Annotated in this window: 24 protein-coding genes; 14 read left to right on the top strand and 10 right to left on the bottom strand. The window is 59.2% G+C overall.

The annotated features are described in order from the left end of the window. Positions 1-147 precede the first annotated feature (147 nt). The 3 genes from QCD60_RS07595 to QCD60_RS07605 all read left to right on the top strand — a co-directional run bounded on the left by QCD60_RS07595 (position 148) and on the right by QCD60_RS07605 (position 3,870). Positions 148-1,308, top strand: coding sequence for a GGDEF domain-containing protein (locus QCD60_RS07595; RefSeq protein WP_279783891.1), 1,161 nt, complete (start codon positions 148-150; stop codon positions 1,306-1,308). 76 nt (positions 1,309-1,384) lie between these two features. Then, complete coding sequence (locus tag QCD60_RS07600; RefSeq protein ID WP_279783893.1) at positions 1,385-2,836, top strand: aminoacyl-histidine dipeptidase; 1,452 nt, start codon at positions 1,385-1,387, stop codon at positions 2,834-2,836. A 116-nt stretch (positions 2,837-2,952) separates the two neighbouring features. Next, positions 2,953-3,870, top strand: a complete 918-nt coding sequence (locus tag QCD60_RS07605) for a LysR family transcriptional regulator (RefSeq protein WP_279783895.1) — start codon at positions 2,953-2,955, stop codon at positions 3,868-3,870. Positions 3,871-3,883: 13 nt separating this feature from the next. On the opposite strand, the gene QCD60_RS07610 is transcribed toward QCD60_RS07605, so the two are convergent. Further along, positions 3,884-4,837: an aldo/keto reductase gene (locus tag QCD60_RS07610; protein WP_279783897.1), complete on the bottom strand. Its 954-nt coding sequence runs from the start codon at positions 4,835-4,837 to the stop codon at positions 3,884-3,886. Between the two features lie 292 nt (positions 4,838-5,129). Between QCD60_RS07610 and QCD60_RS07615 the strand changes: the two genes are divergently transcribed. The 6 genes from QCD60_RS07615 (at position 5,130) to QCD60_RS07640 (ending at position 12,754) form a co-directional block, all read left to right on the top strand. After that, a complete protein-coding gene (locus QCD60_RS07615; protein ID WP_279783899.1) occupies positions 5,130-5,891 on the top strand; it encodes a sulfite exporter TauE/SafE family protein in 762 nt (253 codons plus the stop codon). A 255-nt stretch (positions 5,892-6,146) separates the two neighbouring features. After that, on the top strand, positions 6,147-7,010 hold the full coding sequence (locus QCD60_RS07620; RefSeq protein WP_279783901.1) for a ThiF family adenylyltransferase: 864 nt from the start codon (positions 6,147-6,149) through the stop codon (positions 7,008-7,010). Between the two features lie 19 nt (positions 7,011-7,029). Next, on the top strand, positions 7,030-7,779 hold the full coding sequence (locus tag QCD60_RS07625; RefSeq protein WP_279783903.1) for a hypothetical protein: 750 nt from the start codon (positions 7,030-7,032) through the stop codon (positions 7,777-7,779). 75 nt (positions 7,780-7,854) lie between these two features. Next, positions 7,855-10,425, top strand: a complete 2,571-nt coding sequence (locus QCD60_RS07630; RefSeq protein WP_279783906.1) for an MMPL family transporter — start codon at positions 7,855-7,857, stop codon at positions 10,423-10,425. A gap of 62 nt (positions 10,426-10,487) precedes the next feature. Further along, positions 10,488-11,354 (top strand): outer membrane lipoprotein-sorting protein, encoded by an 867-nt coding sequence (locus QCD60_RS07635; RefSeq protein ID WP_279783908.1) that lies wholly within the window; start codon positions 10,488-10,490, stop codon positions 11,352-11,354. Positions 11,355-11,485: 131 nt separating this feature from the next. After that, entirely contained in the window at positions 11,486-12,754 is a 1,269-nt protein-coding gene (locus QCD60_RS07640; protein WP_279783910.1) for a DUF1302 family protein, read from the top strand. Between the two features lie 53 nt (positions 12,755-12,807). On the opposite strand, the gene QCD60_RS07645 is transcribed toward QCD60_RS07640, so the two are convergent. Further along, on the bottom strand, positions 12,808-13,521 hold the full coding sequence (locus QCD60_RS07645) for a LuxR family transcriptional regulator (protein WP_279783912.1): 714 nt from the start codon (positions 13,519-13,521) through the stop codon (positions 12,808-12,810). 451 nt (positions 13,522-13,972) lie between these two features. Between QCD60_RS07645 and QCD60_RS07650 the strand changes: the two genes are divergently transcribed. After that, positions 13,973-14,497: an AidA/PixA family protein gene (locus QCD60_RS07650; RefSeq protein WP_279783914.1), complete on the top strand. Its 525-nt coding sequence runs from the start codon at positions 13,973-13,975 to the stop codon at positions 14,495-14,497. 137 nt (positions 14,498-14,634) lie between these two features. On the opposite strand, the gene QCD60_RS07655 is transcribed toward QCD60_RS07650, so the two are convergent. After that, positions 14,635-14,946 carry an XRE family transcriptional regulator gene (locus tag QCD60_RS07655; protein ID WP_279783916.1) on the bottom strand — a complete coding sequence of 104 codons (312 nt, stop codon included), beginning with the start codon at positions 14,944-14,946 and terminating at the stop codon, positions 14,635-14,637. Between the two features lie 621 nt (positions 14,947-15,567). Here QCD60_RS07655 and QCD60_RS07660 point away from each other — a divergent pair. Further along, positions 15,568-15,882 (top strand): antibiotic biosynthesis monooxygenase, encoded by a 315-nt coding sequence (locus tag QCD60_RS07660; RefSeq protein WP_104153703.1) that lies wholly within the window; start codon positions 15,568-15,570, stop codon positions 15,880-15,882. Positions 15,883-15,925: 43 nt separating this feature from the next. Here the strand turns inward: QCD60_RS07660 and QCD60_RS07665 are convergent, their stop codons facing one another. Further along, entirely contained in the window at positions 15,926-16,732 is an 807-nt protein-coding gene (locus tag QCD60_RS07665) for an AraC family transcriptional regulator (RefSeq protein WP_279783921.1), read from the bottom strand. Positions 16,733-16,891: 159 nt separating this feature from the next. Here QCD60_RS07665 and QCD60_RS07670 point away from each other — a divergent pair, with 159 nt between their 5' ends. Together QCD60_RS07670 and iolG are read left to right on the top strand one after the other, a co-directional pair. Further along, positions 16,892-18,055: a Gfo/Idh/MocA family oxidoreductase gene (locus QCD60_RS07670; RefSeq protein ID WP_279783924.1), complete on the top strand. Its 1,164-nt coding sequence runs from the start codon at positions 16,892-16,894 to the stop codon at positions 18,053-18,055. Beyond that, a complete protein-coding gene (iolG, locus tag QCD60_RS07675; protein ID WP_279783926.1) occupies positions 18,052-19,068 on the top strand; it encodes an inositol 2-dehydrogenase in 1,017 nt (338 codons plus the stop codon). Before QCD60_RS07670 ends, iolG begins: the two co-directional genes overlap by 4 nt. A 111-nt stretch (positions 19,069-19,179) precedes the next feature. Here iolG and QCD60_RS07680 read toward each other — a convergent pair whose 3' ends face one another. The 3 genes from QCD60_RS07680 to iolE form a co-directional block, all read right to left on the bottom strand. Further along, positions 19,180-19,644 carry an ABZJ_00895 family protein gene (locus QCD60_RS07680; protein WP_279783927.1) on the bottom strand — a complete coding sequence of 155 codons (465 nt, stop codon included), beginning with the start codon at positions 19,642-19,644 and terminating at the stop codon, positions 19,180-19,182. Positions 19,645-19,837: 193 nt separating this feature from the next. Further along, the gene (locus tag QCD60_RS07685; protein ID WP_279783929.1) at positions 19,838-21,010 is read right to left on the bottom strand and encodes a Gfo/Idh/MocA family oxidoreductase; all 1,173 of its coding nucleotides are present in this window, start codon (positions 21,008-21,010) and stop codon (positions 19,838-19,840) included. 74 nt (positions 21,011-21,084) lie between these two features. Next, a complete protein-coding gene (gene iolE / locus QCD60_RS07690) occupies positions 21,085-21,978 on the bottom strand; it encodes a myo-inosose-2 dehydratase (protein WP_279783931.1) in 894 nt (297 codons plus the stop codon). A 137-nt stretch (positions 21,979-22,115) separates the two neighbouring features. Between iolE and QCD60_RS07695 the strand changes: the two genes are divergently transcribed. Continuing rightward, complete coding sequence (locus QCD60_RS07695; protein WP_279783933.1) at positions 22,116-23,132, top strand: LacI family DNA-binding transcriptional regulator; 1,017 nt, start codon at positions 22,116-22,118, stop codon at positions 23,130-23,132. 148 nt (positions 23,133-23,280) lie between these two features. Here QCD60_RS07695 and QCD60_RS07700 read toward each other — a convergent pair whose 3' ends face one another. The 3 genes from QCD60_RS07700 to QCD60_RS07710 all read right to left on the bottom strand — a co-directional run bounded on the left by QCD60_RS07700 (position 23,281) and on the right by QCD60_RS07710 (position 25,685). Next, positions 23,281-23,703 (bottom strand): universal stress protein, encoded by a 423-nt coding sequence (locus QCD60_RS07700; protein WP_279783935.1) that lies wholly within the window; start codon positions 23,701-23,703, stop codon positions 23,281-23,283. An 84-nt stretch (positions 23,704-23,787) separates the two neighbouring features. Beyond that, complete coding sequence (locus tag QCD60_RS07705; RefSeq protein WP_279783937.1) at positions 23,788-25,113, bottom strand: TRAP transporter large permease subunit; 1,326 nt, start codon at positions 25,111-25,113, stop codon at positions 23,788-23,790. Beyond that, complete coding sequence (locus tag QCD60_RS07710) at positions 25,110-25,685, bottom strand: TRAP transporter small permease (RefSeq protein ID WP_279783939.1); 576 nt, start codon at positions 25,683-25,685, stop codon at positions 25,110-25,112. The genes QCD60_RS07705 and QCD60_RS07710 overlap by 4 nt, the downstream gene beginning before the upstream one ends. Positions 25,686-25,767 lie beyond the last annotated feature (82 nt).

A 25,767-nucleotide genomic window follows, 5' to 3' on the forward strand; every position in this document is an offset into this window, starting at 1 on the left:
GCCCCTCACCAGCGCCGCAGACTCACCGCACCACGCCATTCTGCCGGTCAGCACAGCAGGCGGATCACGGCTGCGCTATGGTTATCTGATTCGCATTTCCACCAGCCGACCGTCGCCACGCCCATGACGACGTACCGAGGTACCGGAGTGGACTGGCTCGATATCCCGACTCTGACTTTCGTCGCCCAGTTTGCCAGCATCATCTCGCTGGCGGTGTTCATCTATCTGTGGCGCAACAACCCGGGCTCCCGCGCTTTCTCATGGCTGGCCGGCAGCAGTCTGTGCATGTCACTGGGCATTTTTCTGATTCTGGGATTACGCTTCCTGCCCGCCGCCTTCTGTATCATCGCCGGTAATGCCAGCCTGATGTACAGCGGCGTCATGCTGGCCCACGGCACACGTCAGCTGTACCTGCGCCCCCTGTGCTGGCTGTACTGGCTGACGCCACTGCCGATGCTGCTGGCCACCGGCTATTTCACCCTGATTACACCTGATGTCGGTGCGCGGGTGGTGACCTACAGTGCGACCGTGGTCATTATCACCGGCTACTTTGCTTATGAACTGCGCCGCCCTCTGCACCCCCGGGGCAGCAGCGCCCGCTTTGTCCTGCTGACCGTGGCCAGTATCGACATTGCTGTCAATCTGCTGCGGGTCTGGCTGACGCTGGCCGCGCCTCAGCAGCACGGGCTGCTCACCAGTGTTGGCAGCAATGCTACGGCGCTGGCCTTTCTCAACGGCTTGCTGTATCTGTCACTGCTGCCGCTGGGTTTCATGATGCTGCATGACGAGCGCCTGCAGCTGCATCTGCAGCATCAGGCTGACCACGACGACCTGACCCAGCTGCTCAGCCGCCGGGCGTTCATGGAGCATGCAGAACAGGTCATCAGCGATGCCCGGCAGCGTAAACACAGCGCCACGCTGGCCATTATTGATCTGGACTGGTTTAAGCAGATTAACGATGGCTATGGCCATCTGGCAGGGGATTACGTACTGGCTTTTTTTGCCCGTATGCTGCTGCGTGAAACCCACGGCAGCCCGGCCATCACAGGCCGTATCGGCGGCGAAGAATTCGCTGTGCTGTGGCCGGGGCTGACGGCCAGGGAAACGAGTATTCACCTGTACCGACTGCAAAACAGCCTGAAATCGTCGCCCATGGAGTGGGATGGCATACCCATTAGTCTGACTTTCAGCTCTGGGCTCGCAGAACTGAACGACAATCAGCAAAAATTTGATACTCTATACCGCCATGCCGATGCGCAGCTGTATCTCGCCAAGGAAAACGGTCGGGACTGTCTGTTCGGCGTGTGAGGTGGCCGGCCTGCAGACATACCGTCGCCGGTAAGAAGCCACCCTGGCATATTGCTAATTCGGGATAATCATAACGATGTTGAGCCAGTTGACCCCCACCCTGCTCTGGGCCCATTTTCAGACCCTCTGTAATACCCCACGCCCCTCAGGCCATGAAGCCACCATCCGCAGCAAACTGATCGACTGGGCCGAGCGCCGTCAGTTGCAGTGGCAGACGGATGACGCCGGCAATCTGCTGATCCGCAAACCTGCCAGTGCAGGTAGGGAAAACCGCCAGAGTGTGGTGCTGCAGGGCCATCTGGACATCGTGGCCCAGCAGAATGAGGGCACTGGCCACGACTTCACCCGCGACCCCATTCGCACCCGCATTATCGATGGCTGGGTGCATGCCACCGGTACCACCCTTGGCGCCGATAACGGCATGGGTGTCGCCGCTGCGCTGGCAGTGCTGGAAAGCGACGAGATTGCGCACGGCCCTATCGAAGCCCTGTTTACCATCGAAGAAGAAAGCAGCATGCGCGGTGCACTGGAGCTGCAACCGGGCTGGCTGCAAAGTCAGCTGATGCTCAACCTCGACTCAGAAGACCGGGGCGAAGTGTACGTCGGCTGCGCCGGTGGCATGGACGTCAATGTCCAGGGTCAGTTCGAGCAAAGCCCCCTGCCGGCGGACTGGCAGGTATTCCAGATCGATATCAAAGGCCTGCGCGGTGGCCACTCCGGCCTCGATATCGACAAGGGCCGCGGCAATGCCAACCGCCTGCTGGTGCGCCTGCTGATCGAACTGGGCAAAGACAGCTCGTTGCGACTGGCCAGCTTCAGTGGTGGCACCCTGCGTAATGCCCTGCCTCGTGAAGCCCATGCCATCATCGCTCTGCCAGCCGATGAAGAAGACAAACTGGTGCAGCTGATCAGTCAGCTGAACAGCCTCTACCGGGCTGAACTGATGGGCGTGGACGAAGGCGTAGTCATCAGCCAGCGTACCGCCAGCGCCACTCAGGCCCTGACCAGTGATGCCAGCCGTACCCTGCTCAATGCACTTAACGCCGCACCACACGGTGTGGAGCGCATGAGCCCGCACTTCCATAATGTGGTGGAAACCTCCAATAACCTCGGCGTAGTGCGCCTGCAGGACGGCCAGTTTGAATGCTGCCTGCTGGTGCGCTCTCTGCGCGATCAGTCCACTCAGGTACTGGCCGACCGCATCCACAGCCTGTTCACCCTCGCAGGCTGTCAGGTACAGGGCGAAAACGCCTATCCCGGCTGGACCCCCAACCCGCACTCGCAGCTGCTGAACCTGTTTCAGGACGTGCACCAGCAGGTGTTCAGCAAGCCCGCCGAGGTCAAGGTGATTCACGCCGGCCTTGAGTGCGGCATCATCGGCGCGACTTACCCGCAGATGGATATGGTGTCTTTTGGTCCGATCATTCGCGGTGCTCACTCACCGGATGAACGGGTCAACATCGAGTCGGTTGCCGACTACTGGAAACTGCTGGTCGCCCTGCTGGAAGCTGTTCCCGCCCGCGCCTGACCCGTCAAGCATAAATACCCGGCCACGGTCCGCCTGAACAGACTGTGGCCGGGTCAATCACAGCGCCTGCGGCAGGCTCATGCTAGGATGGTTGGCCCAACGTTAAGGACAACCTCATGCCTGCCATCGAACGCATCAGCGATCTCGACATGTTCCTGCATATCGTCAGTGGCGGCAGCCTGTCAGCGGCCGCCCGTGAACTGAATCTGTCCCTTGCCGTTATTTCTACCCGGCTGGCCAGGCTGGAGGAAGCGCTGGGTGTCAGGCTGCTCAATCGCAGTACCCGCCGCCTGAGCCTGACCGAGGAAGGAGCCGAGTTCTATCAGCGCGCACAGAAACTGATGAGTGATCTGCAGGACACCGAAGAGGCGCTGGGTCAGCACTCTCAGGAACCACGCGGCAAGTTGCGCATCACCTGCACCAGCGGCTTTGGCCGCCGTCATATCGCCCCGCGCCTGCCGAAGTTTCATACACTCTATCCACAGATCGTCATTGAGCTGCTGGCTACCGATACCATCGTCGATATCGTCAAGGAGCGGATTGATCTGGCTATCCGTCAGGCTAACCTGCCCGACTCCAGCCTCAAGCTGCGCACCATCGCACCCAATCGACGGGTGGTGTGTGCGGCACCTTCCTATCTGCAGCAGCACGGCACACCGGCCACGCCCGACGAACTACGGGCGCATCGCTGTATTGCCATTGGCAATCCACCGCTGAGCTTATGGAACTTTATCGACCCCAGAGATGGCGCCGAGCTGCAGGTAGAAGTACCGGTCTGTTTTCGCACTAATGATGGTGAGATTGCCCACAACGCGGCGCTGGCCGGTACCGGGCTGGTATGGAAGTCGTGGCTGGATGTCGCCGAGGATTTACAGCAGGGCGCGCTAATTGAAGTATTACCCGAGTGGCACTCCCCCTGGGTGCCGGTGCAGGTGGTCTATCCCAGCAACCGCCAGCAACCGGCCAAGGTGCGTGCCTTTATCGACTTTCTGATCGATGAGCTGGCCAGCCTCGATCAGCCCCGAAAGCCATAACAGCCGCGCGCAATTACAGCGCGCTGGCCTGCTCCAGCCGCGCCATCTGCTCAGTGCTCAGTTCCAGTGCCACCGCCCGTACCAGACTGGCAAGCTGCCCGGTGCTGGTCGCACTGGCAATCGGCGCGGTCACCCCTTCACTGGCCATCACCCAGGCCAGCGCTACTTCGGCCTGACTGGCCTGCTGCTCGGCGGCCACGTCATCCAGCGCCGCCAGAATCCCCAGTCCGCGGGCATTCAGATATTTCGCCAGACCACCACCACGCTGGCTCTTGTGCAGATCAGCCTCACTACGATACTTGCCGGACAGGAACCCCGAGGCGAGGCTGAAATAGGTAATGACGCCCAGCCCTTCCTGCACCGCCAGTGACTTCAGGGCACCGTCGAACTGGGCACGGTCATAGAGGTTGTATTCCGGCTGCAGCGTGGCATAGCGGGGCAGGCCCAGCTCGCGGGAGATATCCAGTGCCGCCTGCAACTGCGTCGCCGAGTAGTTGGAGCAGCCAATAGCGCGCACCTTGCCGTCTTTAATCAGGGTTTCATAAGCCCGCAGGGTTTCTTCATGAGGCACGCTGTCATCCGGGCAGTGGGACTGATAAAGGTCGATACAGTCTGTCTGCAGGCGGCGCAGGGAGTCTTCGACGCCAGCCAGAATACGCTGCCGCGACAACCCTTTGCGGCCACCACCGAGATCCCAGCCCACCTTGGTCAGCAACAGAACCTTGTCACGTTTATGCGGATTGGCCGCCAGCCAGTGACCGATAATGGTTTCCGACTCGCCACCCTGATTACCAGGCGCCCAGAGGGAATAGCAGTCCGCGGTATCGATGGCATTGAGACCGGCATCCACCAGCCCGTCCAGCAGGCGGAACGACTGCGCCTGATCGACCGTCCAGCCAAACACGTTACCACCAAACACCAGGGGGACGATGGACAGGCCTGACTGACCCAGGGCTCGTACTTTCATCTCTGCACTCCTTTCGAGTTAACACCACATCATGCAGCGACCTTACTCCCCCGGCGCAGGGGGAACCAGTACAGCGGGCTGAAAGCACCTTTTGCCTGCAGGGAAGAATGGCTTTCCCGTCGGGCTGCGGATAAAGAAACGGCAGCAGATGCTGCGTTACTGATTATTCATCCATGCCAAAGACAGCCTTCGTATTTCCACCATTGTGCTCATCACTGCAAACTGCGATACAGAAACCCGGCTTAGTGGCAGCACCGCCACCCCGGCAACTCCAACAGGGACTGACACAATAATGATTACCGACCCGTTGTTTTGGGCGGTCGCTATTCCGGCGATCTTTATCGATGGTATCTCCAAAGGCGGCTTCGGCGGCGGGCTGGGCGTGGTTGCCGTACCGATCATGGCCGTGGCCATCAGTCCGGTGCAGGCCGCGGCCATCATGCTGCCTATTCTGTGCATCATGGACTGGCTTAACATCTGGGCCTATCGCGGCCGCTGGGACGTGCGCGAGGCGCGCCTGCTGATTCTCTCAGGCATACTCGGCATTGCCATTGGTACCCTCACCTTCCGCTGGCTCAATGAAGATGCGGTGCGCGTCCTGCTCGGCGTGCTGTCGCTTGGCTTTACCCTCAACTGGGCATGGAAACAGTGGCACCGGATCGGCGGGGAGCGCCAGCCCCACAACATCCGCAAAGGCATGCTGTGGGGGTCACTGACCGGCTTCACCAGCTTTGTCGCCCATGCCGGCGGCCCGCCTGCCAACGTCTATCTGCTGCCCCGTCAGCTGGATAAAACCACTTATCAGGCCACCACAGCGCTGCTGTTTGCCGCCACCAACATGATCAAGCTGATCCCCTACGCCTGGCTCGGTCAGCTCAGCGTCGGCAATCTCAGCACTTCGGCGGCACTGATCCCCATCGGCCTGCTGGGTATTCAGGCCGGCGTCTGGGCGCACCATCACCTGCCCGACCGCTGGTTTTACATCAGCCTGTATGTACTGCTCGGCGTGCTGGGGGTCAAACTGCTGTGGGGAGGTCTGGGCGCCCTGCTCTGACAGATCCTGCTCTCTGCCGGTGGCCGCCAGCGTCCTCTCTGCGCTGGCGGCCGCGCCCCTGTGCCGTTGTCGCGCTGTCACTTTGCCATCCTTCCCTGTTCAATCGATCCATCACCCTTCATCCCACACCTGCTGCCCCGTCACTGATCAGGCCGCGCCGCACCTGTCCGATAGGACAGTTGTGACCACGCCTGCTGATCCCTAACGTTTGCCGCCTGCAAAAGTTGCTGTGGCAAGCACTCAAGGGAGACTTTTATGTCACTGGGCCTGGATCAGATTGAATACCTCAGTACCCTGCGCAACAGGGATTTCATTGCCTCTGACGTCCAGCAACGGCTCGGGCAGAGCAAGATTCTGGTCGCCGGTTGTGGCTCCACCGGCGGCAGCATCATCGAACCGCTGGTGCGTACCGGCGCCCGCCATCTGGTGCTGGCCGAGAACGGCACCTACGAAGTCAGCAATCTCAACCGTCAGTCCATGGGCATTGCTCATGTCGGCCGCAACAAAGCCTCGGTGCACGCAGCACGAGTCCGCTTTATTCACCCGGGCGTGCAGGTCACTGTCCATGACGAAGGCATTCAGGCGCACAACGTTGAACAGCTGGTGCGTGAGACAGACCTGATCGTAGATGGCGTCGATGTCACTACCCGTGACGGTCTGCAGGCCAAATACCTGCTGCATGCCCACGCCAAAGAACAGCGCAAGCTGCTGATCACCGGTTACGACATGGCCGCCGCTCAGCTGATCGTGGTGCATGACTACCGGCAGGACAGCGAGCAGGTCATGAAGGGCCGCCTGACTCCGCTGGATATCGTCTCCCTGCACCCGCTGCAGTGCTGCATCAGACTGATCGGCACCGAACAAATGCCGCTGGAAATCTTTGAGGAGCTGGAACGCCACGCCCGCCATGAGAAGGACTTCATTTCCCAGCTGGCGATGACCGCCAATCTGTTCGGCGTACTGGCCCTCGGTGTGATTCTCAAATCCCTGGCGGAGGAACCGCTGCCGGAGACCGTCTATCTGGACATCTGGGAGCTGCTCGGCAGCCAAAGTGATGAGCACACCCTCAGCCACTACCGCCAGCACTGGGCCAACCGGCACGATCTCCACGTACTCTAGACAGGCAGACAGCGCAATCATGGACAGATTCCAACTGGTGCTGCTGCACCAGCCCAGTTATGGCGAACGCAGCAAGGATGTCAGGGACTATTTCGGCCAACTGCTGGCCCTGCGTATTCAGGGTTACTTCCACGAGCACGGCCACCGCTACATTCCGGTCGATATCTACGATCACTTCGCCTCCCATCTGCTGTTGCTGTGCAATGGCGAGGCCGTGGCCTGTGCCCGTATCGTCGATCACGATGCCTGTGTGCAGCATGAGCTGGCCTTTCCGCCGGTGACGCTGCTCAGCCAGTCCGGCAGCCCTTCCGCCGTAGCAGCCGTGCAGCAGTTTGTGCAGCAGTACAGCCCGCAGGGCGGTGTCGGCTACGACAGTGCCTTTACCCTGTGCCCGGCTATCCGCCAGCAACGTCTGGCGGCGACCGTGGTCAAGGTCATGCACGGCCTGTGGATGCTCTATCACCACAACAGCCAGCCCCGGCGCTTTGTGGTATCCGCCACCCTGCGACTGAAAACCGAGCGGCTGTTCAGCAAGCTGGGCTGTACGCCGGTGTGCTGCGACCCTTACTTCCAGCTGCACAGCATTAACAGCGAGCTGGCCATGATGATGCTGTTCAGCCGCCCTACCGCCCTCGCGCAGGAGTGGATGGCGCACTACCAGACGTTATGGGATGCGCGTATCGAACTCGGTACGCCGTTCAGTGCGGCGGCCATCGTGCCTGCTGCCAGTCTGCCGTGCAGCCACCAGCGTCTCGCGCTGCACGGTTGAGCCTCCGCCAACCGTTTAACCCTTCACCACCGTGGATCACCGACCCGCGTCGGACCACTGACAAGGAAGCCTGCCATGCAGCTGATACAAGGCTATCTCCGCCTGCTGGAGCGCCGTTACAAACTGCTGATTGCCCTGGTGCTGTTGATCACCCTGGGCTTTGCCTATGTGGCCAGCGGTCTGCAGACCAATGCCACCCCCTACTTTCTCGACCAGAGCCACCCCAGCCGTCAGGCCGATCAGTTTCTGAAAAGCCACTTCAGCGGCAGCGGCGAGAACCTGATGATCGCCACCCGTACCGAGCAGGCGAGCATCTACAACGCCGACAGTCTGGAAGACCTGCATAAACTGACCCTGGCGCTGGAGCAGCTGACCCTGACCAACACCACCGATGTCAGCCGCCTGCAGCAGCTGGTGCAGCGCCTGCCCGCCCATGACCGCAGCGGTCTGGAGTTTGCCAGCCCGCTACAGCCACGGCAGATCGATCAGATCCGCACCCTGCAGCAGCGTTTGCAGCAAGCGGGCATACTGGACAAGGCTGACCAGCGCTGGCTGCAGGAAATGCAGACCCGTATTCACCCGGTCACCAAAGTGCGCTCGCTGGTTCGCATTGAAAGCATCACCGCCAATGGCGATGAGCTGGATATCCATCCGCTGATGTTCCGTGTCCCCGCCGACGAGGCCGGGCGCAGCAAACTGGCTGCTGAAGCTCAGGCCAACGGCCTGCTGCGGGATGTGATGATTTCCCGCTCGCCACAGGCGGTGAATACGCTGGTGGAGCTGTCGATTCCGCAGGACGATGCTCCGGCCATGCGCCGTATGTACGATGCCACGGCGGCCCTGATCGAGCAGCTGCAGCTGCGTGATCACTACGCCATCGGCGGACCACCGGCCATCTTCGCCCAGACTTCCGCCACCATGGAGCAGGACAGCAATCGCTTCTTTCCGCTGATTCTGCTGGTGGTGATGGTGGTACTGGGGCTGCTGTTCCGCTCGCCACGCAGCGTATTGATCCCCATTGGCGTGGCCTTCCTCAGTGTGATCTGGACACTGGGCAGCATGGTGCTGCTGGGTTTCCAGCAGAATATCGTCAGCACCATGCTGCCGGTGTTCCTGATTGCCATTGGCGTCTCCGACAGCGTGCACTTTATTGCGGCTTATCGTCACAGAGGAGGGAGCACCGCCGATGCCAGCCTTGACCGCCAGAGCCTCAAGACTCAGCGACTGGGCAAGGTGCTGAACCACCTGACCGTGCCCATGCTGCTGACCAGCCTGACCACCATTGGCGGCTTTCTGTCACTGTGCTGGACACCTATTCACTTTATCGCCCAGTTCGGTGCCTTCGTCGCCCTCGGTGTGGCCTACGCCTTTATCATCACCCTGACCCTGCTCCCCGGCCTGTATCTGTGGCTGCCTGCGGCCCGACAGACTGAACAGGCCCGCCCTTCCGCACTGATGCAACGGCTGATCGGCCTGACTCAGCAACTGGTCACCCGCCATACCCGCGCCCTCAGCATCGGTGTGATCGCCGTGCTGATCCTCTGCGGTCTGGGCATCCAGCGTTTGCAGATCGATAACGAGATGATCGGCTATTTTTCCTCCCACAGCCGGGTCTATCAGGACAACAGCGAATTCAAACGTGACTTCGGTGGTGCCGCCACCCTGGAGTTCGTGTTACGTGCGCCGCATCCCGGCTACTTCAAGCAGAGCCAGCATGTGGCAGGGCTGGAACAGGTGCAGCAGCAACTGCTGAACCATCCAAAGGTCGGTGCGGTCTATGCGTTGCCCAACTTCATGAAGCTGATGAACAAGGCAATGCATGGTGATGATCCGCAGCAATATCACCTGCCCGCCGCCAGCAATGATCTCTACGCTCAGTACCTGTTCCTTTATGAGAACAGCAACGGCAACGAGATTTTCAACGTGGTGGACAGCAGCTATCAGCTGGCACGCATCATCGTCTTCGTCAAAACCGACCAGACCTCGGCCATGGCCGATATCGTCCAGCGCATCACGCCGGTGATTCACCAGCAACTGCCTGAGGTGGAGATTATTCCGGCAGGCTTTGGTGAAGTGCTGATCGCCACCCGCGATGAGATCATCTATACCCAGATCACCAGTCTGCTGCTGTCGTTTGCGGTGGTGACGGCGCTATTGCTGGCCCTGTTCCGCTCCCTGCGCTATGCCCTGATCGGTGTGATTCCGCTGGTCGGCGTCGTCGCGGGCAACTTTGCCCTGCTCGGCTGGAGCGGGCAGTATCTGGATGTCGGTACCGCCATCGTGGCGCCCATCGCCATCGGTATCGGCGTCGACTATGCCATCTACTTCCTCAACCACTGCCGCCAGCACCCCGGCAGCAACCGCGAAGCCGTGGCCGACGCCATCCGCCAGCAGTTCGCCCCCATTCTGTTCAATACTCTGGTGCTGGGCTGCGGCTTTCTGGTGCTGACCTTCTCCAGCCATCAGGCACTGATCAATCTGGGCTGGCTGGTCAGCTCCACCATGCTGCTGTCGGCCCTGTTCACCTTTCTGGTACTGCCGCTGTGTGTGTTGTTTGGCCGCAAGCCACCGGCGCCGCAGGTCGCTGACCTGCCCGGTGTTATCCCACTGCGCATCAATGGTTATCCGAGCGAACTGCCGGAATGAGCCGCCCTTCCCGGTTGCCACAGCAGCCGGGGACTGCCCTCTCCCTGAGACAAGGAATGCCCATGTTGTTTTCTTTTTTAGCTTCACCTGCACACCGCCTTACCGCCCGCTACGCCCGGCTGGGCTCACTGCTGCTGACAGGCCTGCTGTCCGCGGCAACGCTGCAGGCGGCAGAAGCACCCGCTAACACCAGCGAGATGGCCAGCCTGACGCCGGAAAAGCTGATGGAGGCCGTCAAATGGCGTGCCGATGGCAACAGCCGTCAGGCCGACATCACTCTTGAACTGTGGCAGGGCCAGCAACTGCGCGACACCCGGCAGGTACGCTATCTGGAGCAGGACAAAGGCCAGAGCCGCGACACCCTGATGTATATCAGTGAGCCCAAGGACGTGGCGGGCACCAGCCTGCTGTTCCAGAGCGATGCTGAAAAAAGCTCAGACGACGACAGCATCTATCTGTATCTGCCCGCCCTGCGCAAAGCCAAGCAGCTGGCCGCGCGCAACAAGCAGGGGCGCTTTATTGGTTCGGAATTTATCTACGCTGATCTGGAATGGCTGCGCCCGGAAGACTTCAGTTACCAGAGCAAGGGACAGGTGATGTGGCACGACCGCCCGGTCATCGAGCTGGAAGCCACCGCCAGACAGGACACCGTGCTGGAGAAGACCGGTTACAGCCGCAAGGTGCTGTGGGTGGATCCGCAGTATCAGCTGATCGTCGCCACCGACTTCTACGATGAGCAGGGACGCCTGCTGAAACGCATGGAAGTGGAAAAGGTTGAGCAGATTCAGAATATCTGGACCATCACCCAGCAGCGTATGGACAACCTGCAGAGCGGCCAGAGCACGCGGATGTACGTGAAGAACATCAGCTACGACGTGGCCGTCAATGACCGCCTGTTCAACCGCCAGCAGCTGGGTAAACGCTGGTAATCCTCTCTGCTGCGGTGCTGCCGCCCTCCGCTGTCAGTCAGCTGGCGCCACCCTGCTATGCATGGGTGGTTGCCACGGACTGATCCTGAACTTTTGCAGCACCGCAGCCCTGGCAGTGAAATGAGCCTTCTATGCAGTACATCTTCGCCCTGATGCCGCGCGCTGCGGCATCTGCCCTGCTGCTGGCCACGACGCTGTGGCTACCGGTCAACGCGGCGCAGGCTGCGCCGCTGGACTGGAGCGGCGAGCTGTCCAGCCGTCTCGACTATCGTCTGCCGGAAGCCGAGCGCGGCTGGGCACAACAAAAACTCAAGCTGAAATTCAGTCTGGGCCAGCAACTGGATTCCGGGGCCAGCTGGACTGCCGTCGGCCGTGGCTATATCGACCCCTATTATCGTCAGGCCCGCTTTGCCGGTACCGATGCCCATGAGCTGAGTGATGATCTCTGGCTGCATGAGCTGTACTGGCGTGATGGTAGTGACAGCTGGAGCTGGACCCTTGGCAAACAACAGGTGACCTGGGGTGAGGCCGATTACTTTCGCGTGCTGGATGTGGTCAACCCGCAGGATCTCAGCGACTACCTGCTGAGCTATGTCGAGGAATTCAATCAGGCCCGTCATTCCCTGTGGATGGCCAATATCGAATGGAGCGGTGAGCGCTGGACCCAGCAATGGCTGTGGATCCCTGATTTTGCCGCCACCACGCTGCCTGCCGACGGTAGCGACTTTGCCTCTGCCGGTATCCATACTTTCCAGCAGCTGCGCGATCAGGCTGACGTGCGCGAGCCCGGTCATGCCCTGCGTGATCACAGCTTCGGCTGGCGCGGCAGTTACAGCGGCGATGCCATCGACGTCAGTCTGTACGGCTACTATGGCTGGAATCCGGACCCGCTGCTGCAACTCGACAGTCAGGGTCTGCATGAACGCTACGCACGGCGGCAGGTTATCGGCAGTTCGTTCAGCCGCGCCATCGACGCCTGGGTCGTACGCGGTGATGCCGGGCTGTATCTCAACGAGGCCGTAGCCGACAGTGATGGCGTGCGGCATCGTGGCGATCTGGCCAAAGCCTTGCTGGCACTGGATTACAACGGCGCCAGCTACAGTCTCAGCCTGCAGGCATTGTGGGGTGATGGCCTGTCAAAACCGGACTGGCAGAACAAACAGCGCATGCTGTCACTGTATGGCGAGAAGCGTCTGCATAACGACGATCTGGTGCTGAGCAATCTGGCCATTGTCGATCTGGCCGGTCACAGCGGTCTCAATGAGATGCAGGCCAGCTATCGGCTCAACGGTGATGTCAAGGTAGCGGTGGGCAGTGATTTATTCTGGGGTGATCAGGCACTGTTTTCCGGCTACCGCAGCCAGAACCGGGTGTTTATCAAGGGCAGTTATTACTGGTAGCACAGAGTACGCCTGCCGCAGGAAAGACAGTGGCAGGCGTACTGAGCTTACGATCAGTGCAAAATCTTCATATGCATGGCTTTGGAAACCAGATGCATACGATTACAGACGTTCAGACGGCGGCACATGTTGGCGACATGAAACTTCACCGTGCGCTCGCTGATCCCCAGAATCACCCCGATTTCCCAGCTCGATTTACCTTCGTGCAGCCAGCGCAGCACTTCGGCCTCGCGCTGGGAAAACACCACCTTCTCCACTCCGTCATCACTGTGTGCCGCTACCCGGCGCCCCGCCTCATGCAGATGAGGTAACAGGTACGACAGAATCAGGCGGAAGTGCTCTTCACGCTGGTGCTGGCTGATATCAACATTGAGGATGCTGCAGTTGTGCAGTGTCTGCCCGCTCAGATGACCAATCAGGTTATCCTGCCCCAGTACCGAGTATTCGCACTGGGGGTCGCGGTATTCCAGCCAGATCGGGCAGCGCTGGGCCAGCACAAAACCGACTTCCTTATTGGATTGCAGATAATCAGGGCGCAGCAGGCTGGCGGTTTCTTCCGCCCTGAGGTTGAGACCCTGCAACAGCAGCGGGTAGAGACCCTGGGCTTCCCGTGCCAGCTGCAGATAGGTCAGCCGCACACAGGGCAGCAGCTTCTTGACCTGCTGCAGCAGCGACTGGAAGTCCTCCTCGCTGCGCACGGCCAGACTGGCCACGCTGATATCCAGTAATGACATGGCGTCCTGATACGCCAACTGGGCAGATTCCATAACACAAGACTCCCTTCCGTACGGCCAGACCACAGAGGGTACTGTCAACGCCGTCATACCCAAATTCAGACTGATTCGATTCAGAACTGGGCATTCATAGTAAAGAGCCACTTCCAAATGTCTGTTGTTTTTTTGTCATTCGCCCAATTCGCCAGCCGCCGCAGGTTAATAAATGTAAACCCTGTCTGTAAGACGAATAATGCTGACAATTAAAAATGTATCGACCTGCCTCTCCAGAAAGCCAACCCAATACGACCCGCTACTGAATCCATATTGGCGCTGTTTAGCCAGAGTCGGCCTTTTATGCTTATTTCCACAGCAGGCCAATACGGCAATACCCATAAAAACTGTATTAGCTGTCTTTTGTCCCGCTGTCCTCAGTCACGCTGCCTTTCCCTAAAAAGGGTAACGCACCATGTTTCATCATCATCCGCATAGAAGGAAATTGACCATGATCGATATTCTGATTGCCGTCGACGGCGAGTATCTGGCGCAGCAACTCAAAGACGGCTCACTGAAGCCAGGCAGCCAGAGCAGCCCCACCAATCTGGGCTCCTGGCAGTCGTCCGATCTGTATATCGCGATGATCACCCAGAACAGCTTTCTGGCGAACGATCAGGGCGGCTCAGAACTGGATGTCAAAGCCAACTCCGGTGATACCATCCGCTGGACCATGACCACCTTTGACAACAACGCCGACTACACGGCCTTCCTCTATGCGGGCAACTTCAACCCGGCACAGAGCATCACGCCCCTGACCTATTTCAATATGCATACCAGCCTGTATCTGCCGTCTGGCTCTGACCCGACCGGCCCGGTGCAGCTCTACCATAACTACACCTACGTAGCGCAGGGCACGGTGATCGAGCCACAGAACAAGATCCAGTACACCCTGTCCTTCCAGCTGGTGAATAACGCCAATGGTCAGGTGATCGGTTACTTCAACTGGGATCCGTTCATCAGCGTATCTGCCTGATTCAGGCTCGTCCCGCAGGGGCATTGAACGCGTCGGCTCAACGCTACCACCCCGCAGGTTATCGCCTGCGGGGTGGTCATCTGACAGGAAAGCGGTGGCAGGGGTTCAACAGACTGACCTGCCAGAAAGCAGGAACTTCAGTCGTCCTTGCCCATCAGCGACTCGACACTGATATTGAAGTAACGGGCCAGATTGCCCGCAGTACGATAGAGAATGCACTTCCCCGCCTCGGCACGCTTGATCGATGACAGCGATACATAGTGCCCGGCATCAATACAGCCATCAGACAGACGCTCCTGACTCAGGCCCCGATAACGTCGCAATTGCTTCAGATAACGGGCATCGATACGCATTCGCCCATCCTTGATATGACTGTCTGCCTGCCCGTCAGCAGTGATTGCCAGCAGGGAAATATCCGTTACCAATTCTGTTTTCGCGGAGTGTCGCATTTATTTTTTTCCTCATTTAATCAAGAGCCGCTGCAATGAATCCGCAGACTCTGTTTAAAGTGGCAGGATAGTGCGACCTGACCTAACAGCTAAATGTTCAACAAAATAAAATGATACAGGCCGGTAATGGCACTGGTTTCATTTCAGACGCTGGTCTGTATTTTTTGATAAACATCTATTACGCCGTTATTAAATTCCATTTCTTTATTCAATTCCTTAAATCACACCTTTGTTCGCATAACATCCGTACCTGTCACCCACGGTTGTCTGTACAGCAGTGTGCCCTGTCACTCCGCTTGCCAGAACTGTCCCAAAGGACAGTGTGAATGCAAACAGCCGCGGCAATTAACAGTCATTCAGTACAGTCAGGACATTCATTTCCGCGCCGCAACACATTAGTATCTGTGCCAGCCTTTATGGCCCCCTAGCAGGCCGTTGAAAAACGTTATCGAGGCAGCCGAGACAAGGAAATACCCCGAGGGCACAAGAAACAGGCGAAAAAGCGGAGTTTAGTGGGCTAAATGAGCATTTTGAGCCGGTTTTTGACGCGGTATTCGGCAACGCAGATAGATTTTCAACGACCTGCTAGAATCACCCAGCAGCAGTATCTGAGGAAAAGAAATGATTGCCAGAGAGTGGAAAGCCCGTTGTCCGGCTCATCACCTGAAGGGTTTTATCGACTATCTGTACCAGACCGGCGTCAAGGATACCGCCATGACCCCCGGCTTCCGTGGCGCCCAGATTTTCACCCGAGAGCTTGAGCAGGCCGCAGAAGTCACGCTGATTACCTTCTGGGAAGATCTGCAGTCCGTCAGCGGTTTTGCGGGTGATGATATTGAAACCGCGCGTCTGTATCCGGAAGACGAAGCCTATGAGCTGGAGCCCGACACCTTTGTCCGCCACTACGAAGTGGTCGGTGCAAAAATGCCGGTATAGCGCTCCAGCAGGGGCTGACTACACGCCCCTGCCCTCCTGCCTGTCACGTCTCTGCCAGTTCCCGCCAGCGTGCCCGATAAGCGCGCGGGGAATCCTGATGAATATCCTTGAACATCCGTGAGTAGTGAAAAGGCGAGCTGAAGCCGCATTGCTCGGCAATCGCGGCTACCGGAATGTCGGTCTGACGCAGCAGCGAGGCAGACCGCTCAATGCGGGTCTGCCACAGATAGCGCCCCGGCGTGATACCAAAGCGTTGCTTGAACTGATTGATCAGGTGGTTGACCGAGCAGTTGGCGTGACGGGCAATCTGCTCCAGTGTGAGCGGTTCCGGATAGTGGCGGGCGATGTACTGGCAGGCCAGCCGCACACTGCGCGGGATCGGTGCCGGTCGCTCGCTCGGCGGCAACGCATCCAGTGCCACATAGTACTGGAACAGCGCTTCACCCAGCTTGACGACCGCAACACTGGGATCGATATGGCTGGAGGCCGACACCGCCAGCCCCAGCTCCAGCAGCTGTTCAATCTCTGCATTGATCGGCAGCTGTGGCGACAGGCCACTCAGGGCCGCCACCAGCCCTTCCGGCATCTGCGCATAATCCAGCTGACACCAGCTGTGCTCGCTCGGACGGCTGCGATGAAAGCGGAAGAACTCGCGCCGCCCCGGCAGCAGTAACGCCATCGAGCCTGCAGGCACCCGCATCGGCTGATCATCCACGAAAATTTCCACCTCGCCGGAAATCATGTAGACGAACTGCACACTGGTCTGAATCCGTGGCCCGTGGGTGCCGCCAGCCGGATAGCGTGCCAGACCAAAGTAACCGGCCTCGGGTGTGATCGGCAGTGTGATCATGGATATGTTTCTCCAACCTCAGTCATGTACCGCCTTTTCCTTCTTCCTCTAGAGTAACTCCATTCCCAACGCCCTGTTTACGGACGCTACAACGGTGCAGTCTGCTGGCGCAGCTTGCCTTGCCGGACCGTAACACACAACAAAAAAAGGAATGGAGACATGTCTGCAAGCACCCAGCGTAAGACCCTGAAGTTCGGGGTGATCGGCGCCGGCTACATGGGCAAGGCTTACGCCATCGCCCTTGGCAGCGTCGGTGCAACCTTCGAGCTGTCCGCCAACCCGGTGCGCGAGCTGCTCGCCACTACCCAGCAACACAGTGCCGACAGCAAGGCTGCCGCACTGGGCTTCCATCGCGCCACCGCGGACTGGCAAAGCCTGGTCAGGGATGCCGAAGTGGATGTAGTCGGCATCTGTTCCCCCACCCATGTTCACAAGGAAATGGCACTGGCTGCCATTACCGCAGGCAAGCACGTGCTGTGCGAAAAGCCGCTGGCTCTCTCTCCCCGTGAAGCGGAACAGATGGCTCAGGCAGCAGAACAGGCTGGCGTCAAAACCCTGGTCGGCTTCAATTACATCAAGAACCCCGCCACCCAGCTGGCCAGACAGATGATCAGCAACGGTGAAATTGGTGACATCGTGCACTTTCGCGCAACCCACAATGAAGACTATCTGGTCGACCCGCAGGCCACTGGCGGCTGGCGGCTGCAGGAGCGCTACGCCAGTAAGGCCGGTGCACTGGGTGATCTGGCCTCGCACATTATCAATCTGGCGCACTATCTGTGCGGCCCGATTGCCGAAGTCATCGGTGAAAGTCAGATCATTCACCGTCAGCGTCCCGGCGACGATGGCACACCGACCGAGGTTGAGAATGATGACCAGACCAACTTTCTGGTGAAGTTTGCCAGCGGAGTGCTGGGCTCGTTCGAGGCCAGCCGCATTGCCGCCGGCCGCAAAATGGGGCTGACCTATGAAGTCATCGGCACCAAAGGCAGCCTGTTCTTCGATCAGGAGCGCATGGCCGAGCTTCAATACTATTCAGCCACCGACCCCGCCGAACGCAGTGGTTACAAGACTCTGCTGATCGGTCCGCAGCACCCTGACTACGGCCAGTTCTGCATCGGCAGCGGTCATGGTTTCGGCTACAACGACATGATCGTGGTGGAGATGCGTGATCTGATTGAAGGCATCGTCGCTGACCGGCCGTTATGGCCGACCTTCCGTGATGCGGTGCATACCGCACTGGTGGTCGATGCCGTGCTGGTGTCACAACGCGAGCGCCGCTGGGTCACTATCGAAGAACGTCAACAGGAGCTGCAGCAATGATTCGTCTGGCTGTTTTTGGCACTGGCCGTATTGGCGCCGTGCATGCCCTCAACGCCGCCGCCATCGCCGGGGTGGAGATTGTCTATCTGGTCGACCCCATCGCCTCTGAGGCCCGCGCCAGTATTGCCCGTCAGACCGGAGCGCAGGTGGTCGATGCCGCCACGGTGTTTGCCGACGCCAGTATCACCGGCGTCATTATCGCCAGCTCTACCGACACCCATGCCGAGCTGCTGGTGCAGGCGGCGCAAGCGGGCAAAGCCATCTTCTGTGAGAAGCCGGTGAGTCTCAATTTTGCGCTGGTAGAGGAAGTCACACGCAAGGTGGAGCAGGCAGGCGTGCCCTGTATGCTGGGCTTCCAGCGCCGCTACGACCCGAACTTCCGCATGGTGAGGGATCGGATCGCCAGCGGTGAGGCCGGGCCGCTGGAGCAGGTGGTCATGCATACCCGCGACCCCTCGCCTCCCCCTGTCAGCTACGTTGAGCGCTCCGGCGGCATGTTCCGTGATCAGGCGATCCACGACTTTGATATGGCGCGTTACCTGCTCGGCGAAGAGATCAGCACGGTCTATGCCGTAGGGGGCTGTCTGATTGACCCGGCTATCGGTGCCGCGGGTGATATCGATACCGCGATGATCACCCTGACCTCCGTTTCCGGCCGCTTCGTCAGCATGAACAACTGCCGCCGGGCTCCGTTCGGCTACGATCAGCGGCTGGAAGCCCTGTGCGCCCGTGAAGTGCTCTATGTGGAGAATACCGGTGTGCACGCCGTGCGGGTGGGAGATGCGACAGGATTCCGTACGGCTCAGCCGATGAACTACTTTATCGAGCGCTTTGCCGAAGCCTATCGCAACGAGATGGTGGCCTTTATCGACCTGCTGCGTCACGGCAGTACGCCGCTGGCAGGCATCCGTGACGGGCTGGAAGCCCAGCGACTGGCCGAGGCGGCACAGGTGTCAATGCAGACCGGCCTGCCGGTGCAGCTGCATGATAACTGGTCACCCGCGGCCTCCTGATCCTCGCAGACAGTTCATGATTAAAAAACGGGATGGTCACTGACCATCCCGTTTTTTGCATTGCGGCCGGCTGCAGGCCAGCGGCGGTCTGTCACGGTGCAGTGCTACGCCTCACTGTTCGGGATAAAAATACCGGCTCATGGAGCGGGCGAACCAGCCATAAGACAGATTGAGCAGGAATACAGAAATCACACTGACCAGCACAAACACCACCACCATGCCCTTCAGCGGCAGGGTAACCAGATGCTGATGCAGGGGGCCACTGGCAGGCTCAAAGGTAAACATGATCCATAACCCGGCAAGCGTGATCAGCCACAGGCTGGTCAGCGAGCCGACAATCAGGCGCCAGCGCTCAGCCACAGTGGGTGCACGCTTCTCCTTCTTCACAAACAGATAGGTCACCACATAGGACGCCAGCAGCATGGCCAGCGCCGAGGCGCTGGAGCCGATATGCAGGAAGGTCACCATAAAGCCCACGGCCGTCGAGGCAATCACATAGGCCAGAGCAAAACGATGGATATAGGGTTTGAGGGCAACGGGAGTCATAACGGTACTCAGGCTGACAGTCACTTTCATTTACTGCAGCAGACGCTAACCGGCTGGCACAGCGCTGTAAACCCTTGTTGTTCTGGCAACCAGATGCAGGCAGACGATAGCGACAGGCACTCAGCGCAGAACACGGCCTGAGTTGCGCAAAACAAAAACCCCTGACTCAACGGAGAGGTGAGCCAGGGGGAAAGGAGTCACTCAGCGAGCATTAACGTGCCGGCTAAGCCTGCACCTGCTCCCACTGCCGTGATGTCAGAGAGCGTTCCATGGCATCAATGATCTGCTCGTTGGCCAGACCAAACTCGAAGTCAGGGAAACAGGCAGTGGTGCCGGCAATACCGCTGATCAGGTCATGCACTTCAATCACTTTGACATCGAAGTAGCCCAGACCACCACCGGCGAAGTCAAAGCCAAAGAAGCCGGCAAACTGCGGCACCTGTGAACCAGCCAGAATGGTCTTGAAGCCACGGTCAGGCTTGGGATCGTTGAAGCGGGAGATCTTCAGCTCGTTGAAGCGCTCACCGTCCATGATGATGGTGCCTTCGGTGCCAGACACTTCCCAGTACACACCAAACACCTTGCCCGCCGCGATACGCGAGGCTTCGATGGTGCCTCCCGCGCCGCTGGCAAAGCGCACCAGACACTGGATCTGGTCTTCATTTTCCACTTCGGCCTGCTGTGCTCCCTGTTCAGCCCTGGCGCCATAGCCTGAGCCCCCCTGAGGAATCGGCCGCTGACTGAAATAGGTCTGTGCCTGGGCTGTCACTTCACTGATGTCACCCATCAGATACTGGCCCACACTGATCACGTGGGAGCCCAGATCCCCCAGCGCGCCGGTACCGGCATCGCGGCGTGAGCAACGCCAGCTCCACGGCAGGTCAGGATCATTGAAAAAGCCCTGATCGAACCAGGCGCGGAAGCGGGTCGGCGTACCGATATCACCACGGTCAATCAGCTGTTTGGCCAGCATCGCTGCCGGTGTCTTGATATTGTTGAAAGCAACGAAGGTCTTCACCCCCTTGCGGCGAGCCGCTGCGGCCATCCGCTGCGCATCCTCCAGCGTCACCGCCAGTGGCTTCTCGCAGTACACATGCTTGCCGGCCTCAATAGCCGCCAGTGCCATTTCACAATGCAGATGGTTGGGCGAGGTGATGTCGATCACATCGACATTCGGGTCATTGACCAGCTGACGCCAGTCCCCATAGGACTTGCTGAACCCCAGACGCTGGGCCGCCGCTGCCGCCAGTTCGTCGCTGGCATCGGCCAGAGCATAAAGCTCAGGCACCATCGGCAGATTGGGATAGAGCATACGGGCACGACGAAAGGCATCGGCATGGGCCTGCCCCATAAAGCCGGAGCCGATCAGACCGACCCTGAGAGTGGGTTTGGACATGGAAAATTCCTCGTTCTTGTTGTTGGCTGAAGGAAGAAGGTGGCTGACTGAATAGCATGGCGCGGGCGCCCGCCTCAGCCGCCAAACACCTCACGAATAAAGGCTCGGGCACGGCTGACGGTGGGCAGTGGCGGTGCCAGCTGCGGGTCCTGTTCGGCTTCCACCACCAGCCAGCCGCAGTAGGCGGTGGTGCGCACGAAATCAGCCAGCGCGGAGAAGTCGATACAGCCATCACCGGGCACGGTGAACATGCCTTGCCGTACCCCCTCGTTGAAACTCAGATCCTGCCTGCGCACAGCGGCCATGATGTCCGCACGCACATCCTTCAGATGGATGTGCACAATGCGCTGCCCATAGCGTTGCAGCAGCTGACGGTAGTCAAATCCCGCGGCCTGAGCGTGACCGGTATCCAGCAGCAGTCCCACTTCCGGACGGGTCTGATCGAACAGGGCACAGACCTCATCGGCGGTTTCCGCCACCATCATCAGGTGATGGTGGTAGGCCAGCTGCAGCCCATACGCCTCGATCAGCCAGGCAGAGAAACGGCTCAGGCGGCGGGCGTAGGCGGTCATTTCCGCCTGACTCAGGGTCAGGCGACAGGTCATCGGCGCATCCAGAGGCGCATCGGCCACCATCCTGCCGCACTCGCCATACACCATGACCTTGCTGCCCATGGCCCTGAGCAGGCGGGCGTGGTCTGCCACTGATGCCATTTCCTCTTCGACACTGCGCTCAGCCAGAAAGCCCGAGTACCAGCCGGATGCCAGCTGCAGCTGGAAGGGCTGCAGGATGGGCTTGAGCAGCCCGGCCTGACGAGGGAACTTTCGCCCCAGTTCCACGCCGGCATAGCCTGCTCCGGCCGCTTCGCTGAGGCAGGTTTCCAGCGGCGTATCCGCACCCAGATCGTGCAGTACATCGTTGACCCAGGACAGCGGGCTGACCGCGACCTGAAACAGGGGCTTGCTCATTTGTTGTTGTCCTCACCACAGAGCTGTTGACCTCGATGGCTTCAATCTATTGAATCAATTCCATCACCTCAAACGGCTTTTTGATGGTTTTCAATCAAACAAGATAACCGTGGCGCCACACTGCAAAGGACGGTCAGATGACGGGAAAGAAAGCAAAACTCAGCGATGTGGCCAGAGCCGCCGGGGTCAGCTCAGCGACGGTGGACCGGGTGCTGAACAAACGCGGTGGCGTACACCCGGACAAAGAAAAGCAGGTGCTGGAGTGGGCGCGCAAACTGCAGCTGGACCGCAATCTGGAGCGCCGTCCCAGCCGTATCCTTCGCCTCGGGGTGATCATGCAGGCGCCTGCCAACCCTTTTTATCGCTCGCTGCAGCAGGCCTTTGTGCGCTGTAACAGCCTGTATGGCGGCCTGAACATTCAGGTTCAGCTGCATTACTTTGAGGTGACGGCGATCAAACACACGGCAGCACTGATGCACAGGGTGGCCGAACGCAGTGACGCTTTGATCGTCATCGTCCCCGACCATCCGCTGAGCAATCAGGCCCTGCAGGAAGTGGCCAGCCGCATGCCTGTCATCACCATGGTGTCAGACCTGCCGCTGGCCAGTCGGCTGGCATACATCGGTATCGATAACCGCGCCGCCGGGCGCACTGCCGGTGAGCTGATGGGACGCTATGTGGGTGCGCAGCCCTGCAATATCGTAGTGGTCTCCGGCATGCACAGCTTTATCGGCCAGGGTGAACGGGAAATGGGCTTTCGTGCCGTACTGGCGGAGCGCTATCCCCACTGCCACCTGCTGGCGGTGGTGGAGACCCGTGAGCAGCCGGAAAAGGCCGGACAGCTGGTACGCCAGTTATTGCGCCAGCATGGCAGGCTGGCCGGTATCTACAATCTGTCCACCGGCGACCAGAGCATTGCCGATGCGCTGCTGGCCTACGCCCAGCAGCAGGAGACGGTATTTATTACCCATGAACTGACCGAAGAGCGCCGCGCCCTGCTGCGCGACGGTGTGATCGATATCGTGCTTGATCAGAACCCGGAGCTGGAGGCCATGACGGCGGTGAAATACCTGGCCCAGCATTTCGGTCGCATTGAAGCAGAGGCCATCACTACTCTGACACCGGTATCCGTGCATACCCGCGAGAACAGCTGATAGCAGCAGGATAATTAGCAGTCGTACGAATGGATCGGTAGATGGGTCGATAAAACAAAAAAGGCGTGGGAAGTCGCCACGCCTGAAACGGTTAATCAGGAAAAAGTATGGCTGAGGAACAGCCCGGCGCTGTGCCGGGAGCATACCGCTAGCGCAGCACCATCACCGAGCAGGCCGAATGACGGACAATCTTGGAGGCGTTTGAGCCGATCAGATAGGTCACCGCGCCGGGACGGGAAGCAGGCAGCACGATCAGATCCTCATCCCGTTTGCGCGCTTCGTACAGGACGGTGTCATACACCACCCCTTCCCGCACCAGCGTATAGCCACACTGGCTTTCCTGCAGATACTGCTGTTGCAGCTCACGCAGGGTGGCCTTCATCTGCTGGCGCATCTCTTCCAGCTTTTCATCACTGACATACGACATCATCGCCGGATGCACCGTCACCGAGTTAACGCTGATCAGGCTGATCCTGCCATCGGGGTTAAGCAGACGCAGGGCGGTGTCAAATACCCGTGGCAGCGCGTCCTGATTATCCAGATCCAGCGGCAGCAGAATATGTTTGTACATGTGCTTTCTCCTTGAGAAGCCAGCCCGTTCACGAGAGAGCAACGGGCCGGCTGCAGACCTGTGAGATGGGGAGGCAGAGACGGGCTAACCCGCTCCCATCAGTTTGTTGGGCAACCACAACACCAGGTCAGGGAAGACGATACAGATGATCAGCACCAGCAGTTTGATCAGCACGAACGGGGTGATGGAACGGTAAATATCCATCATGGTCACGCCGGGCGGCGCGATGCCCTTGAGATAGAACAGAGCAAAACCGTAGGGCGGTGTCTGAATGGCAATCTCGATGTTGAGAATCATCAGGATGCCGAACCAGATCGGGTCATAACCGAGGCTGACGGCAATCGGGGTAAAGATCGGTGCGCACATCAGCACGATGATGAACTCATCAATGATAAAGCCCAGCAACAGCATCACGCCCTGCATCAGCAGAATCACACCCCATGGCGGCAGGCCCAGATCGGCGGTGAACTGCGCCACCAGACTCTGCACTCCCATCAGCAGGTGGAAGTTACTGAACACCGAGGCGCCCATGATGATCCACATGGCCACCGCCACCAGCAGAGCGGTTTCCACACCGGCCAGACGCAGGGTGGTGAGTTTGAAACGTTTGTAGATACCGGCCAGGATCAGCGCACCGATAACACCAATGGCACCGGATTCGGTCGGCGTGGCAATCCCGCCCATGATAGAGCCGAGTACCAGAATGATCAGCAGCAGGGCCAGACCGCCGTCACGGATGGTCTTGAAGCGCTGCAAACCAGTCAGCGGCTGCTCAGGTTCTTCATCCAGCGGTGCCCGCTTGGGGTCCAGCTTGCAGGAAATCACGATGTAGGTGATGAACAGCACGATGGCCAGAATCGCCGGCACAATGGCGGCGATAAACAGCCGGCCCACCGAGTTCTGTGTCACCGCACTGAACATGATCATCGGTACGCTGGGCGGAATCAGAATACCCAGACCGCCACCGGCCATGATGACGCCCAGTGCCAGACGCTTGTCGTAGCCACGATCCAGCATCGGTTTCAGGGCGATACTGCCGGAGGTCATGATACCGGCACCGATGATGCCCACCATGGCGCCGATCAGTGAGCAGACGATGATGACGCTGATGGCCAGCGAACCACGCACCCGGCCAATCAGCATCTGGCTGGCATTGAACATGGCCTCGCCGATACCGGAACGGGTCAGCAGCTGGCCCATATAGATGTACAGCGGGATCGACAGCAGGATAAAGCTGAACAGGTTATCTTCGATGGTGGTCGGCACCACGTTAAACACCGCATCGCCCCAGGTGAAATAGCCCACCAGCATGGCAATGCCACCCAGTGCCAGCCCCACCTGAGCGCCCATGGCGAATGCCGCCAGAATACAGGCAAACAGGATACCGGTAAGGAGTCCGATACTGATCATGCGCCCTTACCTCCTTCACTGGCCGCATCAGCGGCGTCGTCCAGTGCATATTTGTCGAGCAGTGGCTTGCCGGTGAACAGCTGCCACAGGTTCTGCAGAAAATCGGCGCTCAGCTGCAACAGGAACAGTGCCGAGGCCACATCGATCATGATCCAGAAATGGATCATCGAGGGTGCCCATTCACTCTGGCGGCGATAGTCGAATTCGATGGCTTCTTCCGCCTTACCAAAGGCCAGCTGGAAGATGATGACCAGAAAGAAACCGCCCAGCAGGTAAGACAGCAGGTTGAACAGGTTCTTCCAGCGCTGCGATACGCTCAGGTAGAGAATATCGACGTTGATATGGGCTTTGCGCTGCTGGGCAAAGGCACCGCAGAGGGCACCGATATAGCCGAAGATAAACAGCGAGACGTCATAAGCCCAGATAGTGGGATGGTTGAAGATATAACGGGCAACCACCTCGAAGGCCACAACAAAGGCCAGCAGAGGGACGGCCAGGGAAGTCAGGCGGCCAACCCAGACCACCAGGGCTTCCACCCCCAGACACCAGTTACGAAGCAAGGAATACAGCATGGCGGGTAGGCTCCATCGGCAACTAACCACGTCCGAAACACGTGCACGCCGCAGCGTTCGTGAGTACAGGCAGCACGTTTGA

It is taken from the genome of Pokkaliibacter sp. MBI-7, assembly GCF_029846635.1.
In the GTDB taxonomy this organism is placed as follows: Bacteria; Pseudomonadota; Gammaproteobacteria; order Pseudomonadales; family Balneatricaceae; genus Pokkaliibacter.